This is a genomic window from Enterococcus sp. DIV1444a (assembly GCF_051712125.1).
GTDB classification, from domain to species: domain Bacteria; phylum Bacillota; class Bacilli; order Lactobacillales; family Enterococcaceae; genus Enterococcus; species Enterococcus faecalis.
Genome location: NZ_JBIOOG010000001.1, coordinates 129,813 through 145,273, shown reverse-complemented (window position 1 = coordinate 145,273; position 15,461 = coordinate 129,813). Strand labels below are relative to the sequence as shown.

At 40.6% G+C, this 15,461-nt stretch carries 16 protein-coding genes; 7 read left to right on the top strand and 9 right to left on the bottom strand.

Going from position 1 to position 15,461, the window contains the following annotated elements; genetic code table 11:
• Positions 1-44: 44 nt before the first annotated feature.
• From IGI87_RS00655 to IGI87_RS00635, 5 genes are all read right to left on the bottom strand, one after another.
• The gene (locus IGI87_RS00655; RefSeq protein ID WP_010714989.1) at positions 45-1,118 is read right to left on the bottom strand and encodes a BMP family lipoprotein; all 1,074 of its coding nucleotides are present in this window, start codon (positions 1,116-1,118) and stop codon (positions 45-47) included.
• A 95-nt stretch (positions 1,119-1,213) separates the two neighbouring features.
• Positions 1,214-1,678, bottom strand: coding sequence for a cytidine deaminase (locus tag IGI87_RS00650; protein ID WP_438736032.1), 465 nt, complete (start codon positions 1,676-1,678; stop codon positions 1,214-1,216).
• The gene (gene deoC / locus IGI87_RS00645) at positions 1,647-2,309 is read right to left on the bottom strand and encodes a deoxyribose-phosphate aldolase (protein ID WP_438736031.1); all 663 of its coding nucleotides are present in this window, start codon (positions 2,307-2,309) and stop codon (positions 1,647-1,649) included. The genes IGI87_RS00650 and deoC overlap by 32 nt, the downstream gene beginning before the upstream one ends.
• A gap of 27 nt (positions 2,310-2,336) precedes the next feature.
• Entirely contained in the window at positions 2,337-3,638 is a 1,302-nt protein-coding gene (locus tag IGI87_RS00640; RefSeq protein WP_025193841.1) for a pyrimidine-nucleoside phosphorylase, read from the bottom strand.
• Between the two features lie 140 nt (positions 3,639-3,778).
• On the bottom strand, positions 3,779-4,786 hold the full coding sequence (locus IGI87_RS00635; protein ID WP_438736030.1) for a substrate-binding domain-containing protein: 1,008 nt from the start codon (positions 4,784-4,786) through the stop codon (positions 3,779-3,781).
• A 141-nt stretch (positions 4,787-4,927) separates the two neighbouring features.
• Between IGI87_RS00635 and add the strand changes: the two genes are divergently transcribed.
• Positions 4,928-5,959 (top strand): adenosine deaminase, encoded by a 1,032-nt coding sequence (gene add / locus IGI87_RS00630; RefSeq protein ID WP_438736029.1) that lies wholly within the window; start codon positions 4,928-4,930, stop codon positions 5,957-5,959.
• Between the two features lie 174 nt (positions 5,960-6,133).
• Here add and IGI87_RS00625 read toward each other — a convergent pair whose 3' ends face one another.
• A complete protein-coding gene (locus IGI87_RS00625; RefSeq protein ID WP_438736028.1) occupies positions 6,134-6,742 on the bottom strand; it encodes a class I SAM-dependent methyltransferase in 609 nt (202 codons plus the stop codon).
• 14 nt (positions 6,743-6,756) lie between these two features.
• Positions 6,757-7,344 (bottom strand): SGNH/GDSL hydrolase family protein, encoded by a 588-nt coding sequence (locus IGI87_RS00620; RefSeq protein ID WP_002356161.1) that lies wholly within the window; start codon positions 7,342-7,344, stop codon positions 6,757-6,759.
• A gap of 154 nt (positions 7,345-7,498) precedes the next feature.
• On the opposite strand from IGI87_RS00620, the gene coaA reads away from it, so the two are divergent.
• The 4 genes from coaA to IGI87_RS00600 all read left to right on the top strand — a co-directional run bounded on the left by coaA (position 7,499) and on the right by IGI87_RS00600 (position 11,483).
• Positions 7,499-8,422: a type I pantothenate kinase gene (coaA, locus tag IGI87_RS00615; RefSeq protein ID WP_002356160.1), complete on the top strand. Its 924-nt coding sequence runs from the start codon at positions 7,499-7,501 to the stop codon at positions 8,420-8,422.
• Positions 8,423-8,733: 311 nt separating this feature from the next.
• Positions 8,734-10,296 (top strand): glutamine-hydrolyzing GMP synthase, encoded by a 1,563-nt coding sequence (gene guaA / locus IGI87_RS00610; protein ID WP_002356158.1) that lies wholly within the window; start codon positions 8,734-8,736, stop codon positions 10,294-10,296.
• Positions 10,297-10,490: 194 nt separating this feature from the next.
• On the top strand, positions 10,491-10,787 hold the full coding sequence (locus IGI87_RS00605; RefSeq protein WP_438736026.1) for a hypothetical protein: 297 nt from the start codon (positions 10,491-10,493) through the stop codon (positions 10,785-10,787).
• 150 nt (positions 10,788-10,937) lie between these two features.
• Positions 10,938-11,483, top strand: a complete 546-nt coding sequence (locus IGI87_RS00600) for an ATP--cob(I)alamin adenosyltransferase (RefSeq protein ID WP_438736024.1) — start codon at positions 10,938-10,940, stop codon at positions 11,481-11,483.
• Positions 11,484-11,530: 47 nt separating this feature from the next.
• Here IGI87_RS00600 and IGI87_RS00595 read toward each other — a convergent pair whose 3' ends face one another.
• Both IGI87_RS00595 and IGI87_RS00590 read right to left on the bottom strand, forming a co-directional pair.
• On the bottom strand, positions 11,531-12,319 hold the full coding sequence (locus tag IGI87_RS00595) for a PhzF family phenazine biosynthesis protein (RefSeq protein ID WP_438736023.1): 789 nt from the start codon (positions 12,317-12,319) through the stop codon (positions 11,531-11,533).
• Between the two features lies 1 nt (position 12,320).
• Positions 12,321-13,286 carry an ornithine cyclodeaminase family protein gene (locus IGI87_RS00590; RefSeq protein ID WP_438736022.1) on the bottom strand — a complete coding sequence of 322 codons (966 nt, stop codon included), beginning with the start codon at positions 13,284-13,286 and terminating at the stop codon, positions 12,321-12,323.
• 97 nt (positions 13,287-13,383) lie between these two features.
• Between IGI87_RS00590 and IGI87_RS00585 the strand changes: the two genes are divergently transcribed.
• Together IGI87_RS00585 and IGI87_RS00580 are read left to right on the top strand one after the other, a co-directional pair.
• Positions 13,384-14,796: a PLP-dependent aminotransferase family protein gene (locus IGI87_RS00585; protein ID WP_438736021.1), complete on the top strand. Its 1,413-nt coding sequence runs from the start codon at positions 13,384-13,386 to the stop codon at positions 14,794-14,796.
• Positions 14,793-15,236, top strand: a complete 444-nt coding sequence (locus tag IGI87_RS00580) for a MepB family protein (protein ID WP_438736020.1) — start codon at positions 14,793-14,795, stop codon at positions 15,234-15,236. The genes IGI87_RS00585 and IGI87_RS00580 overlap by 4 nt, the downstream gene beginning before the upstream one ends.
• The last annotated feature ends 225 nt before the right edge of the window (positions 15,237-15,461 follow it).

Genomic DNA, 15,461 nt, shown 5'->3' with positions numbered 1-15,461 from the left:
GCCTCCTAAAAATAGTTTAATGTATTTAAACAACTAAGTTGTTTCTAAGGTTGGTCTGGGACTTTTACGTCACCAGAGATGATTTGTTCTTTGGCTTCTTTAACTGCCGTTTTGGCTTGATCGCTTAGGGCTTCTGTTGTTAAATCAACACCGCCATCTTTCAATCCATAAGTTAAATGTTCGCCGCCAGGGAATTTATCTTCTAAGGCAAGATCAGAGATTTTTTTCACAGCAATATTTACACCTTTAATGGTTGAAGCTAACGTTAAGTTATCATCCTTGCCATCTTTGGTTGTATATTTACCGTCTTCGTTTTGGTCACGGTCAACACCAATCACCCAAACTTTATCTTTTGAACCTGTTTCATTTAGCGCTTTGGCTTCTTGGAAGATTCCTTGTCCTGTAGTCGCCGCTGCGTGATAAATAATGTCGGCACCTGCTTGATACATAGAAGAAGCTAAGGCCCGTCCTTTTGAAGCGTCTGCAAATGTCCCTGCATAAGTAGACGTAATTTGAATATCTTTGCCTAATTTTTTGCCAGCGTCTGCTACACCTTTTTCAAAACCAGCTTGGAAACGGCCAATAACAGGTCCTTCAACCCCACCGATAAATCCTACTTTGTTGGTTTTTGTAGTGTTGGCTGCTGCTACACCTGCTAAATACGCAGATTCATTATCTCTAAACGTTGCAGAAGCGACGTTGTTTTTCCCGTTAACTGTATCGTCGATCAGAACGAAATTCGTTTCTGGGTTGGCGTCCGCTGCATCTACTACTGCATTTTTTAGTAAATAGCCAATGCCAAAAATCGTTTTAAATTGACTTGAAATGGCTTGGTCAATGTTTGATGTATAATCAGATGCTTCATTTGATTGAATATACGCATACCCTTGAGGTCCTTCTGGAAGTTTGTGCTCTTTGCCCCACTCTTGCATTCCTTCCCACGCAGATTGGTTAAAAGATTTGTCATCAATACCGGCTGTATCTGTGACCATTACGACACTATGTTGTGGATCACCTTTTGTATTGGCGTTCTTTTTGCTATTGCCGCCACATGCAGCTAACCCAATGGTTAAGGCAACTGCCGCTAATCCTAGACCTAAAAATTTTACTTGTTTCACTTTCCGAAAAGCCCCCTACTATTTTATCTATTATTTCATTCGCATTTATGCTATTGAAATCTACTTTGAGCCCAACGAAACCTTATGTCCTTTTTTTAAAAATCTTTATCTGTAAATGAATAGGGCAATAATGCCGCAACTGTCATTGTTTTGGTCGCGCCATCTTTGCCAACTAACGTGACCGGCATTTGTGGATCAAAGAATTCAGCCATTACTTGACGACAAGCGCCACATGGAGAAATGGGTGCCTCTGTATTACCTGCTACAACTAAATGTTGAAAGCTCCGTTCATCTTCTGAAATGGCTTTAAAAATCGCCGTTCTTTCTGCACAATTTGTTAAACCAAAGGAGGCATTTTCAATGTTGACTCCTTGATACATTTTCCCGTCTGCAGTCACTAAGCAAGCGCCCACGGGAAAGTTAGAATACGGTACATAGGCGTGTGCCAATGCTTCTCCGGCACAATCAAGCCATTCTTGTTTTACTGTCATCTTTTTCGCCACACCTTCGTTTAATTTGAAATACGAATTAATACCCTTCGCCAGTTGCGCCAGAAACAATTGCTACACCCGTACTTGCACCGATACGTGTTGCTCCCGCTTCAATCATTGCTAGCGCTTCTTCTGCGTTATGCACGCCACCAGAAGCCTTAACGCCCATATCAGGACCAACTGTCTCACGCATTAAACGAATGTCTGCTACTTTAGCGCCGCCTGTTGAGAAACCAGTAGATGTTTTAACGAAATCGGCACCCGCTTCTTTGGCTAATTCACAAGCTTTAACTTTTTCTTCGTCTGTTAATAATGCTGTTTCAATAATCACTTTGACTAACGCTTTTCCTTTGGCTGCATCTACTACGCCTTGAATGTCTTGACGTACTTGATCGTATTGTTGTGATTTTAATGCACCAATATTAATCACCATATCCACTTCATTCGCACCATTTTTAATCGCATCAGCTGCTTCGTATGCTTTAACTTCTGGTGTATTTGCCCCCAAAGGAAAGCCAATAACAGTACACACAGCGACGTCGGTATCTGCTAATTGCTCGCTAGCAAAAGCGACCCAACAAGGATTGATACATACAGAGAAAAAGTTGTACTCCTTAGCTTCGTCAATAATTTTTTGGACAGCGGCTTCTGTCGCTTCTGGTTTCAAAATAGTGTGATCAATCATGCGGTTTAATTCCATGATGAGAATTCCTCTTTTCTTTTTGTTTTATTCCGTAATAATATCGTGAATCAAAATAGGCTCTTCGCCGGTTGGTCCAATTTCAATGTTTTTATAAAGCAATTGTTCGACTTCTGTCACGTCTTCACGATTGGCATAAATGGTTAATAATGATTCACCTTTTTCAACTGGGCTCCCTACTTTTTTGTGAAGTTTCAAGCCAACTGCAAAATCAATCGTATCTTCTTTCGTAGCACGACCAGCGCCCAGCAACATTGCGGCAACACCAATTTCATTGGCAACGATTTTTTGTACCACGCCTGTTTCTTTGGCAGGTAAATCAAATTGATAAGTTGCGGTTAATAATTTTTCTGGCTGGTCAACAACGGAACTGTCGCCGCCTTGATTTTCAATCATTTCTTTGAATTTTGCGAGCGCTCGACCGCTTGTTAAAGCTTCTTCTAATAAAGCCCGTGCTTCGTCTAACGTCTCGGCTTTTTTAGCTAAAACGACCATCTGACTCCCTAAGACATAGCACATTTCCACTAAATCTTCTGGCCCATTTCCTTGCAAGGTCTCGATTGCTTCAACGATTTCTAAACTATTTCCGATGGCCTCCCCTAAAGGTTGTGACATGTCTGAAATTACTGCCATCGTTTGGCGATTTGCCAGTTTCCCAATGCGAACCATTGTTTCCGCTAATCGACGAGCACTTGCTAGGTCTTTCATAAAGGCCCCTTCACCAGTAGTCACGTCTAAGACAATCGCATCTGCCCCTGCGGCAATTTTTTTACTCATAATGGAACTTGCAATTAATGGAATTGAGTCAACAGTGGCGGTCACATCACGTAACGCATAAAGTTTTTTGTCTGCTGGTGCCAGATCACCTGACTGACCAATCACTGCCACTTTTGTATCGTTCACCAATTGAATAAAACGTTCTTCTGTCAATTCAACTTTAAAGCCAGGAATCGCTTCTAATTTATCCAACGTACCACCCGTGTAGCCTAAGCCACGACCAGACATTTTTGCTACATTGACCCCGACACTAGCAACTAACGGCGCTAAAATAAGCGTCGTAGTGTCGCCTACGCCACCTGTAGAATGCTTGTCGACTTTGATTCCTTCTATAGAAGAAAGATCCACAATTTCGCCTGAATGGACCATTGCTAACGTCATTTGTGTAATTTCTTCGTCTGTCATATCTTGGTAAAAAACAGCCATTAAAAAGGCACTTACCTGATAATCTGGAATTGAACCATCTGTGTATCCGTTGATAATAAATTGAATTTCTTCGCTTGTTAGTTGATACCCGTCACGTTTCTTTTCAATAATGTCTACCATTCTCATGAATTCGTTCCCTCCGATTTCCCGATAATGTATTATACAACAAAATCGTTCAGCTTTAAACCATTTAGTAAACCAGTTTACTATTATTTTTTTCTTGTGAAAACGCAAACAACACGAACGTTCTATTTCTAAGCTGTTTTTTAAATCGGTTTTGTACTTTTTCTAGCAATAAACGTCGCATCAAATACTTTATTCGGGACTTTCCCTGTTGGATCTGCAATAGCTTCCACCAAAAATTTTGCTGCATAATAGCCAATATCAAAACTCGGCTGATAGACGGTTGTTAAACTCGGCACCAAATATTCGGAAATTTCCAAGCCATCAAAACCAACCACCGAAATATCATCAGGAATTTTCTTGCCCGCTTCTTCAATGGCTTGATAGGCCCCCATCGCCATTTCATCATTGCCACAAAAAATTGCTGTGATTTTTTCATTTTTCAAAACTTCTTTCGCCGCAGCATAGCCACCATGTAAGTTCAGCTCCCCTGCACAAACATAATGTGGACGAAAAGGTAAATTGTTGTCCTGTAACGCATGCTGATACGCCGTCACTCGTTCCGTCAAACGATAATAGCCGGCACTTTCACGCAACATGCCAATATGCTGATGCCCTTGTTGAATCAAATGATGGACCGCTTGATAAGCACCTTCGTACTCTTTAACGATTAATCGTCCACTATCTCGTGGATTAATCCCACGATCGACAAGAATGACAGGAATCGGATGTTCTCGTCGGTCTTTTAAAATATGATTTTCTGGCAAAACATTCGGCGTGGCAAAAATAATGCCATCCACCGACCGATGAATCAACTCGCTAACATATTGCATCGCTTGCTCGGAATCATGCTTTGAATTGCATAACAAAATCATGTAGCCTAACGAATTTAAATATGTTTCCACACCTTCAATTACTTTTGAGAAAAAGAAATCCGTCACATCTGGCACAATCATCCCAATGGTTTTGGAATGACGGTTGATTACATTCGAAGCAAAGTAATCTGGTTTGTAATGATTTTCAGCGACTACCGCCAACACCTTGTTGCGGGTTTTTTCACTGAAACGACTCCCTTTATTATTCAGAATTTGTGAGACGGTTGTGACAGAAACACCAGCCATATCAGCAATTTCTTTAATCGTTAGTTTCATCGCGCCCCTCCCAACGTCTCCTTTTGCATTGACAGACATTTGTCGACGTGTTACAGTCTTCAAAATACTTATCGAATCTTTTACATTTTAACAAAAAAAAGACAAAAGAAATAGACTAAAAAGATTAAAAAACAAAAGAAAATGGAGGCTATTTTTTTCATGGAAGAATCCCGTGTCCGTCAATTACCAAAAATCGAGCTGCACTGTCACTTAGATGGGTCGATTCGACCAACCACTTTACGCACCATTGCTGAAAAACAAAACATTCCATTACCCCAAGACGAACAAACCTTGAAAGAGTTAGTGGTTGCCCCTGAAAAATGCACCGATTTGAATGATTATTTAACTCGGTTCGACTTCGTGCTAACCTGTCTACAAACAGCCGAAGCTTTGCAAGCAGCGGCGTATGACGTGATTAGCCAAGCTGCCGAAGATGGCGTGGCTTACATAGAGGTGCGTTTTGCGCCTTCGCAACATACAGAAAAAGGCTTACGGTTACCGGAAATCGTGACTGCTGTTTTAACTGGCTTAAAACAAGGCGAAGAAGATTTTGGTGTAAAAAGCAATGCACTGTTATGTGGCATGCGGCATGACCAACAACAAGCCATAGAAAAAATCGTTCACTTAGCGCATGATTTCAGAGAGACAGGCGTTGTCGGCTTTGATTTAGCTGGCAATGAAGTCGATTTTCCTCCATACACATTTGAAGACGTATTAGCTTTAGCCAACCAATTGTCAATTCCATTAACACTCCACGCTGGGGAATGCGGCTGTGGCAAAAATGTCGCTGATGCTGTCACTTTAGGTGCCACTCGGATTGGTCACGGTATTGCTTTGAAAGATACACCCGAATACTTGGCGCTCTTAAAAGAAAAAAAGGTCCTTTTAGAAATGTGTCCAACTAGCAACTTCCAAACAGGCACCGTCAAAACATTGGCTGAATACCCTTTTCAACAATTTATAGAGGCTGGCTTAGCCGTCTGCATCAATACCGATAATCGCACTGTTTCAGATACTACGTTAACGAAAGAATTCATGAAATTGGCCACTTGGTATCAATTAAGTTATGACGAAATGAAGCAACTCACCAAAAATGCGCTTGCAGGTGCTTTTTTATCGCCAGACGAAAAAAAACTGTTGAACCAAAAAATTGATCAAGCGTATCTATTCTAAAAGAGGTCGGGACAGAAGTGTTTAACTCCGAGAAATAAGAAGGAATTTCCGAAAATTGTTCTTTAATTTTTGGAGAATTTCGGCTTATTTCCGAAGGGGTTGCTTCTGTTTCCGCCGTTTATCAGTTTTTGAGCGTGGAGCAAAAATCCAAAGTGATTTTTGTCCCACGCTCTTTTACTCTGCTTCTTTCACACTTCGTAAAATATAGTAGCCTTTGTCTTTTGTCACAATTTCAACATTGCCAAATACTTCAGCCATTTTCTTTTCTGCACTAGGTGCACCTTGTTTCTTTTGAATAACCACCGTTAGTGTGCCACCAACTTTCAACAACGGAAAAGCCCCTGTTAAAATGCCATGGACAACTTTTTTGCCTGCACGAATGGGCGGATTGCTAACGATTGCCGCGTAGGTCGTTTCGTTTAAGGTTTCATACACATTGGAGGAGTGGATATCCACAGTAGTAATTTGGTTGCGTTGGGCGTTCATTTGAGCTAGCCCAACCGCCCGTTGGTTGACATCTACCATTTCCACCAGTCGACCAGTCGCCGCCGCTAAGGACAACCCAATTGGTCCGTAGCCACAACCAACATCTAACAAACGGCCTACTGGTAAATTTTCCCATTCAAAGGCATCAATCAACACACGAGAACCATAATCCACTGTTCCTCTTGAGAAGACCCCGCTATCGGTCGTAAACTGAAAGGTCCGACCACGTAATGGAAAAGACCAGCTTTCTAAATCATGTGCTAATTCTGGATTTTCTGTATAATAATGATTCGCCATTTTGTTCTTCCTATCTATGCTTGTTTTGGTTTTAGTCTACCTTTTATTTCTCGAACAATCAAGGCACCTAATAATTCATAGCCCACTTGTGAAAAATGCAAACCATCTGCTTGTAAAAATTCATCCGTTCCAGGATAAACAGTCATCGCTTTATACAAATCAATAACTGGCAAGTTATGTGCCGCTCCGACTTCTTGTGCAACCTTGACCAATTCCTTGATACGCGTTTGTGGACGTTCTGGACGTCTGCCACTATCCGCATATGGTGGCGTAATTAAAATCACCTTTTCTGAACCAATTTCATGAATCATTGTTTCAAGGTTTTCTCTAAACGTGGCTACTGTTATATTTCGATCCAGTGACGCATCATTGGCGCCAAAGAAAATCACCACCTCATCAGGTTTCTCAATTAGCACTTCTTTATTTAATCGTTTTAAACCATCTTCTGTTGTATCGCCAGGCATTCCAGCATTAATGACAGCCACTTCTTCTAGACCCATCGCAGCAATATCCCGTTTCACTAAGTCAACAAGAACAGGTGAGACGGCTTCGTCTAAATAACCAGCAGTAATGCTATCACCAAATAATACAATTTTTCTCATGGCTTTTCCCCTCATTTCTAACAGTTTTCTCTTTTCATGATACCATTTTCATCATAAATTGGCGAAGAAGGGAATTCTTTTGTAAAATCCTGTGTTTCCCTTGTGAAATTATGGTAAAATGTACAAAGATTGAACAGGGTTTGGTGGAGGAACAATGGACGATAAAATGAATTACTACCCAATTTCCAGAGAAGAATGGCATGGGTTTTACCATGACGGCAAAGCACCGTTAACCGAAGCAGAATTGGATAACATTAAAAGTGTGAACGACCAAATTTCACTAAAAGATGTACAAGAAATTTATGTACCCTTAACGCATCTTATTCATTTATACATGAAAGAATTTGAATCGCTCACACTTAGCAAAGGATTATTCCTACATGAATATGTCTCTGTACCACCATTCATCATTGGAATTGCCGGCAGTGTCGCCGTTGGTAAAAGCACCACCGCTCGTCTTTTGCAAAGAATTCTGGCCCGAACGTTTAAACGAAGAAACGTTCAACTCATTACAACGGATGGATTTTTGTATCCCAATAAAGTGTTAGAAGAACAGGGAATTATGGACCGAAAAGGGTTTCCTGAAAGTTATGACATGGAGAAGCTAATTAATTTCTTAAACGAGGTCAAAAGCGGCAAAGACGAAATTAAAGCACCCGTCTATTCTCACAGTGTCTACGATGTTATCGAAGGCGAATATGAGTTGATTCAACAACCAGATATTTTGATTGTTGAAGGCATTAACACATTACAGTTGCCCGCCAATCAACAAATTTATGTGAGTGATTTTTTTGATTTTTCTATTTTTGTGGATGCCGATCCAGCCTTAATTGAAAAATGGTACCTAGAACGTTTTGGGGCCTTATTAGATACGGCTTTCTTAGATCCTAATAATTATTATTACCAATATGCAATTGGCAAACGAGAAGATGCTTTCGCCATGGCACGGAATGTTTGGAAAACCGTGAACTTGCCGAACTTGGAGGAATATATCTTGCCAACGCGCGGACGTGCGGACATTATTTTGCATAAAACGGAAAATCATTTGATTGACCAAATCTATCTACGTAAATATTAAGGGTTGACGAGCTAAGAAATATCCTGTATCTTTTGTAGAAATATCCTTGAAAATTTTCAGCAGAATGCATGACTTTCAAGGAGTAAAATGTTTTAATAAGTATAGCTAGACAAAGAAGAGTACGGAACAAAAGTGAACCACTTTTTAACCGCCTGATTTTCGGCTGTTTGAAAGTAGCCCCTGCGGAATTAAGCCCAAATTTTCTAAAAATCATAAAACAATTTTTGAAAATCCTTTCTTAATTCTTGGCGCTGACCACTTTTTAACCGCCTTTTCTTTAGATAAATTTAAATGGATAAGGGGTAATAGACGTGACTAACGTTGCCGATTTGACATCTGTCGAAAAAATTATTGTTTTAGACTTTGGTAGTCAGTTTAACCAATTGATTACTCGTCGTATTCGTGAATTTGGCGTATTCTCTGAGTTATTAAGCCACCGAACTACGGCAGAAGAAATTCGCAAAATCGCGCCTAAAGGAATCATCTTCTCAGGTGGACCAAACAGCGTGTATGACAAAGATGCTTTTAGCATTGACCCAGAAATTTATGAGTTAGGAATTCCCATTCTTGGCATCTGCTACGGTATGCAATTAATGACGCATAACTTAGGCGGAAAAGTAGAACCTGCCGCAAACCGTGAATACGGAAAAGCAGAATTAGAAATCCTTGGTGATGCGACCTTATTCCAAGGAACACCTGCGAAACAAACCGTTTGGATGAGCCACGGTGATTTAGTAACAGAAATCGCTCCTGGATTCGAAAAAGTTGGGACAAGCAACGATTGTCCAATCGCTTCTATCGAAGATGCCAACCGCAAATTCTACGGCGTACAATTTCACCCAGAAGTTCGTCATTCAGAATATGGTAACGACTTATTACGTCACTTTGCTTTTGATGTGTGTGGCTGTACCGGTGACTGGAGCATGGAAAACTTCATCGATATGGAAGTCGCTAAAATCCGTGAACAAGTAGGCGATAAAAAAGTCTTACTTGGTTTATCAGGTGGCGTTGACTCAAGCGTTGTCGGTGTGCTTTTACAAAAAGCCATTGGCGACCAATTAACTTGTATCTTCGTTGACCACGGATTACTACGTAAAGGTGAAGCGGAACAAGTAATGGAAAGTTTAGGCGGTAAATTTGGCTTAAACATTATTAAAGTAGATGCGAAAGAACGCTTCTTAAGCAAATTAGCAGGCGTTTCTGACCCTGAACAAAAACGTAAAATCATCGGTAACGAATTTGTGTATGTTTTTGATGACGAAGCAACTAAACTTGCCGGGGAAGAAGGCGTTTCATTCCTAGCACAAGGAACTCTTTACACAGACGTCATCGAATCTGGTACAGAAACTGCGCAAACAATTAAATCACATCACAACGTTGGTGGTCTTCCTGAAGACATGCAATTTGAATTAATTGAACCTTTAAATACATTATTCAAAGACGAAGTTCGTGCCTTAGGAACTGAACTTGGCATGCCTGATGCAATCGTTTGGCGCCAACCATTCCCAGGACCAGGATTAGGTATTCGTGTGCTTGGTGAAATTACAGAAGATAAATTACAAATCGTTCGTGATTCAGATGCTATCCTTCGTGAAGAAATCGCGGCAGCTGGCTTAGATCGTGACATTTGGCAGTACTTTACTGTCTTACCTGGCATCCGCTCAGTAGGCGTTATGGGTGACGGCCGTACCTACGATTACACCGTTGGTATCCGTGCTGTGACTTCTATCGACGGTATGACCGCTGACTTTGCCCGTATCCCTTGGGATGTTTTACAAAAAATCTCTGTGCGCATCGTGAACGAAGTCGCACATGTAAATCGTATTGTGTACGATATTACTTCAAAACCACCTGCAACTGTGGAGTGGGAATAACAACCAACCCTCTAGAAACGCCTATATAATAGGTTTTCTAGAGGTTTTATTTTTTATTGATCACTGCTTGGTTACACTTTCCTCCCGCCATTCTCCATTTTTCCTTTGCTCCACCGCCCTGAAAGTCCTATAATTTAATCATAAGAATAGTGGCTATTAATAAAATTCATCAATAAAAAGGAAGCGATTTCAACATGTCAAAAGAAACTTTTCTTAAGTATAGTTTTGTCGTCCTCTTCATAGGAATTTTTTTACTTCGTGCCCAAAAAGTTATTTCTGAGCCCCTTTCGTACTTTTTTTCGGGTGTTCTTTTGCTTATTGTTGCGTATTTAATACTCGTGAAAAAAATGAACTTTTTCTCAAATTTGCTCACAGTTACCGACCAGCCTTCTTCTACCCAACAACGAGTAGGTCAAATCTCTGGTCTTGTCAGTTTATTGATTGGTTTACTTCTGGTAATTCTTAGCTTCATTTTCTTTCTCCAACTTTGATTCCCCCTTGACTCTCCCTTCACTCTTGGCTATGATTACCTTAGCAAGTACAATGGTGTACTGTGAACAGTCGAGCAACGGCGCTCAAAAAGATTGGCTTTCGTGCATTCTTTTTGAGGGCTTTTTATTTTTAGAAAGTAGGGAAATTGAATGAAAAAAATGTACCGCAGTCCGTATGAAGCATACCCGTATCTATCTTCTAAACCAGAAGATTTACGATGTGATTTTGAGTTAATGACTGATGAATTGGCCTCGATGACAGGTCTTCTACGAGGATATGTGCAACAATTAGACATCCCTGAACAGCCTGCACTAACAGAAGAACTAGCCAAAATTTGCGAGTTAATCTACCATGTCAATCCAACGACCCGAACAAAATTAACAGTCACAGAGGAAGAAATAGCCTGGCTTTTGGAACGTGTCAATGCTATGAATGAACTGACATACGAAGAAAATCGTCCTTTTGTTTTACCGATGGGTACGATCTGTTCCTCTTATGCACACATTTTAAGGGCCAAAGCCAAAGATATTGTTCGTTTACTTTATCGTATGGACTATGGTGGTAAAAAAATTGATCCGCAGCTGTATGATGTAGTCAACTTACTCTCAGGTTATTTTTTCATGTTAGCTTTGTATCTAAATCAGCTCGAAAATGGTGAAGAAGTCCCCTTTGTTTCTCGCAACTATTCTATTTAAAAAGTACACCGTCCGCTAACGACGAATTGCTAGCGGACGGTGTATTTTTATACAGGCAAGTAAGCTTCCCCTTTTGCAAATAGTTTAGCAGTACCCCCAATAATCACTCGGTCTTCTTTCATTTCACAAGTTAAAAAGCCGCCTCTTGGGGACACTTGATAGGCCGAAAGGGTCGTTTGATTGAGCCGTTTTCCCCAATAAGGAATTAAATTGGCGTGCGCAGAACCACAAACTGGATCTTCATTAATTCTTAGTTTCGGGAAAAAAGTCCGTGAAACAAAATCCACCGAGTCCCCTGGTGCCGTTATAATGACTCCTACGCCTAAATCCAATGCTTTTAATGCAGAAAAATCTGGTGTGATTTTTGCCACTGTCTCTTCGTCTTTTAAGACAAAAAATAAATCGCGGCCTAAATAAGCTTCATAAACTTCCGCTCCTAAAGCGGCTTCATACTCTGGCAAAATTGGAATTCTTTCCGGCAGGATATAAGGAAAATCTAGATAATAGTATTCCTCTTTTTTAGTCACTGCGAGCGGTCCGCTTTGACTAATAAAATGAAGCGTTTCTTCCGCAACAGAATAATAATTAAATAACACAAAAGCCGTCGCTAATGTAGCATGCCCGCACAGATCGATTTCTCGTTCCGGCGTAAACCAACGCAAGGCATAACTCTGTCCCTCTTTGACCGTAAAAGCAGTCTCTGACAAATTATTTTCAATCGCAATGTTTTGCATCACCGCTTCTGGTAACCATTTTTCCAAAACATACACAGCTGCGGGATTGCCTTTAAAAACTTCCTCCGCAAAAGCATCGACAATATAATAGGGATAACTCATTTTATTTCTCTCCTTGCATTTTTTGATAAATATATTCCGCGCAACATAAATCCTCAACTGCTAAGCCAACCGCATCAAAAATCGTGAGACCTTTCTGCTCCGCCTTTAGTTTAACTTTGCCAGTCACTAATTCGCCGAGAGAACCTACAATTTTTTCAGCTGAAAAGGCACCTTCTGAAATCGGAATTAAAAGATCCCCGCTTTCTTTTAATGCAGCCGCGTACTCATCTACAAACACTTGACTGTTTTTAACAAGATCACTTGTTAATTCTCTGGAAGTCGGCGTGAATGTACCAATCGCATTGATATGTGCGTTCGGCAAAACGTCTTTTTCTTCTAAAAAGGCATCCTGACTGGAAGTTAGTGTACAGATAATTTCTGCTTCCTGGACGGCTTCTTGGACAGAAGAACAACCAATAAAGGTACATGCGGGGTAATTGTGCTGTTGCTTAGCAATTAATTCACTTGTGCGTTCTGCCGTTCGGTCATATATAAAAATCTTTTCAATCGCCCGAACGCTTTGTAGCGCTGCGAGATGAGACGAAGCTTGTTGGCCCGCACCAATCAAAGCGATACTTTTTGCCCTTGGAGCTGCTAAATAATCAGTTGCCAAAGCAGAAACAGCTGCTGTGCGAAGCCACGTAATCGCATTGGCATCCATCATCGCGAGTGGACTTCCAGTAGAACTATCAAACAATAGAATTTGACCAAGATGTGAGGCCAAATTTTTTTGCGGATTTTCTGGAAAAGCTGTAATGATTTTTGCCCCAAAAAAGCGATTTTTCCCTAAGTAAGCAGGCATTAATGCAAAAAGATTCTGATTTTCTCCATCTGGTAAAACCTCTACATGGCGCTCACTTTGCGAAATTTTACCTTTTTCCAACTCAGCAAAGCAACGTTTCATCACTTGAATTGCTTCGGAAAACGACAATTGTTGAATAACCCTCTCGTAAGAAATAATGTCCATCTGAATTCCTCCCTTTGCGCTATCATAAACCAGACAAACAATACACTCAATGCTATAATTGTATGGAATACAATTTTATAGAAAGGAAGTTCCCCTCATGCCGATTAATTCCTATGAGAACTATGCATTGTCATGGCGCCCTGTTAAAGAACGTTTAACAAGACCTTATTACCAATCATTGGTTCAACAATTAGAAGCAGATATCTTATCTGGTACGCTTCAAAAAAATGTGAAATTGCCTTCGCAAAGAGAGTTAGCTGACTACTTGGATCTGAATTTCACGACGATTGGTCAAGCCTATAAACACGCTATGGAAAAAGGCTTACTTTATACCAACATCGGCAGCGGCACCTTCGTTTCTCCCAACGCGTTTCACTCAATTACAATCTCTACCAACCAAGTAGCGGATCATCTAATTGATTTAGGGCTGGTTAGTTCCTTTGATATGTGTAATCAGCGGATTTTGCCTTTTATTGAATCCGTTAGTAAAAATGCGGCCCTTAACAGTTTGCTAAATTATCGCGATCCTTTAGGTACGTACTTTCAACGAGCAACCGCTGCCGAATGGCTTCAGACACAAGGCGTTCGAACCAATGCTGAAGAGATTGCCATTGTATCTGGTGTCCAGAATGGACTAGCCGTGACGTTAGCCGCTGCTTTTTCTCCAGGTCAGCGGATTGCCGTAGATCGATACACATATTCAAATTTTATTGAACTCGCCCAGCTTTATCACCTAGAAATCGTCCCGATTGGCTATGATTCCGAGGGGATGGACCCAGAGCATTTACTGCAAGAATGCAAAAAGAAAAAAATACACGGCATTTTCTTAATGCCCGCATGTAATAATCCGATTGGTTTCCAAATGTCTAGCGCCCGCCGAATGACGTTAGCTGAAATCATTCAGCAAGAACACTTATGGGTAATTGAAGATGACATTCATTCTTTTTTAACAACTTATGCGCAGCAAGCAGTTTTACCAACGTTTCAAGAACTCTTACCTCAACAAACGATTTACTTAGCGGGGATGACAAAATTTGTCTGTACAGGCTTACGCATTGCATACCTTGTTTTCCCCCCACTTCTTCGTCAAGAAATCGAGCGTGCGATTTTTAACATTAATGTTAAAACTTCTGGCTTTGATGCTGAAATTGTCACCCAAGTCTTACGCTCACCAGTTGCAGAAGAATTGGCGATAGAAAAATTGGCTTTAACAAAACAAGCTAATGACTTATTTGATACCATTTTTGGTTTAGCTAGACCTAGCAATCCTTTGCCGTACTACCGAATTATTCCCCTTTCTACCGAAAAAACGGCGCCGCAAATTGAACAAGTATTTCTTCAAAATGGAGTGCGTCTTTTTCACTCGAGCCGCTTTACTGTGCAAAATCAGCCAGATGCTTTTTTACGAATTTCCTTGGCCTCCAATCAGCTTGAGGTATTGGCGAAAGGATTAACCATTATTCAAGAACTCTTACCAACGTTAAACGAAAAGAAAGGACACTCACTATGAATTCATTGCCAATACTAGAAAAAGCCGTGGGCGCAATCACGCTGCTTTCCGAAGAACAACAAAATGCCGAATATGAAAGCTTTTTATGTCAAGTTAATGAATCGCAACAACTTATCCGCAGTCGCTTAGCCAAAAAAACGCCGAAAAAAGAAGGCTATTTTGCAGCCTTCTGGGAAAAAAATCAACAAAATCAGAACGAAGCCTTTGATGCTACGGAAGCCCCTGAAATGTTAGCAATTGTCATTGCTGATCAAGAAAAGCAAGGTCTCTTTCTTCTGCCAAAAGAATGTTTAATCCAACAAAAAATTCTCAAAACGCATCAACAAAAAGGCAAAATGGCGTCCCGTTTTTATCCTTCTTGGTGCCAAAACCTTAATCAAACCGCGAAAAAAACACAAAAATGGCAACTAACTTACTTTACTGATTTATCTAAATACTAAGAGCGTGGGACAAAAATCACTTTGGATTTTTGCTCCACGCTCAAAAACTTATAAACGGCGGGAACAGAAGCAACACTACGCGTTGCTTCGATCTCAACAACTTCTAAGAGCTAAAGCTTTAAGAGTTGAAGGTCCTTCGGAAATAAGCCGAAATTCTCCAAAAATTACAGAACAATTTTCGAAAATTCCTTCTTATTTCTCGGAGTTAAACGCTTCTGTCCCGAC

What these genes read in the sequence shown, in the direction of transcription:
- deoC (WP_438736031.1), bottom strand. Translation starts at nt 2,309, where the DNA reads ATGGAATTAAACCGCATGATTGATCACACTATTTTGAAACCAGAAGCG.
- IGI87_RS00640 (WP_025193841.1), bottom strand. Translation starts at nt 3,638, where the DNA reads ATGAGAATGGTAGACATTATTGAAAAGAAACGTGACGGGTATCAACTA.
- IGI87_RS00635 (WP_438736030.1), bottom strand. Translation starts at nt 4,786, where the DNA reads ATGAAACTAACGATTAAAGAAATTGCTGATATGGCTGGTGTTTCTGTC.
- add (WP_438736029.1), top strand. Translation starts at nt 4,928, where the DNA reads ATGGAGGCTATTTTTTTCATGGAAGAATCCCGTGTCCGTCAATTACCA.
- IGI87_RS00625 (WP_438736028.1), bottom strand. Translation starts at nt 6,742, where the DNA reads ATGGCGAATCATTATTATACAGAAAATCCAGAATTAGCACATGATTTA.
- IGI87_RS00620 (WP_002356161.1), bottom strand. Translation starts at nt 7,344, where the DNA reads ATGAGAAAAATTGTATTATTTGGTGATAGCATTACTGCTGGTTATTTA.
- coaA (WP_002356160.1), top strand. Translation starts at nt 7,499, where the DNA reads ATGGACGATAAAATGAATTACTACCCAATTTCCAGAGAAGAATGGCAT.
- IGI87_RS00605 (WP_438736026.1), top strand. Translation starts at nt 10,491, where the DNA reads ATGTCAAAAGAAACTTTTCTTAAGTATAGTTTTGTCGTCCTCTTCATA.
- IGI87_RS00600 (WP_438736024.1), top strand. Translation starts at nt 10,938, where the DNA reads ATGAAAAAAATGTACCGCAGTCCGTATGAAGCATACCCGTATCTATCT.
- IGI87_RS00595 (WP_438736023.1), bottom strand. Translation starts at nt 12,319, where the DNA reads ATGAGTTATCCCTATTATATTGTCGATGCTTTTGCGGAGGAAGTTTTT.
- IGI87_RS00590 (WP_438736022.1), bottom strand. Translation starts at nt 13,286, where the DNA reads ATGGACATTATTTCTTACGAGAGGGTTATTCAACAATTGTCGTTTTCC.
- IGI87_RS00585 (WP_438736021.1), top strand. Translation starts at nt 13,384, where the DNA reads ATGCCGATTAATTCCTATGAGAACTATGCATTGTCATGGCGCCCTGTT.
- IGI87_RS00580 (WP_438736020.1), top strand. Translation starts at nt 14,793, where the DNA reads ATGAATTCATTGCCAATACTAGAAAAAGCCGTGGGCGCAATCACGCTG.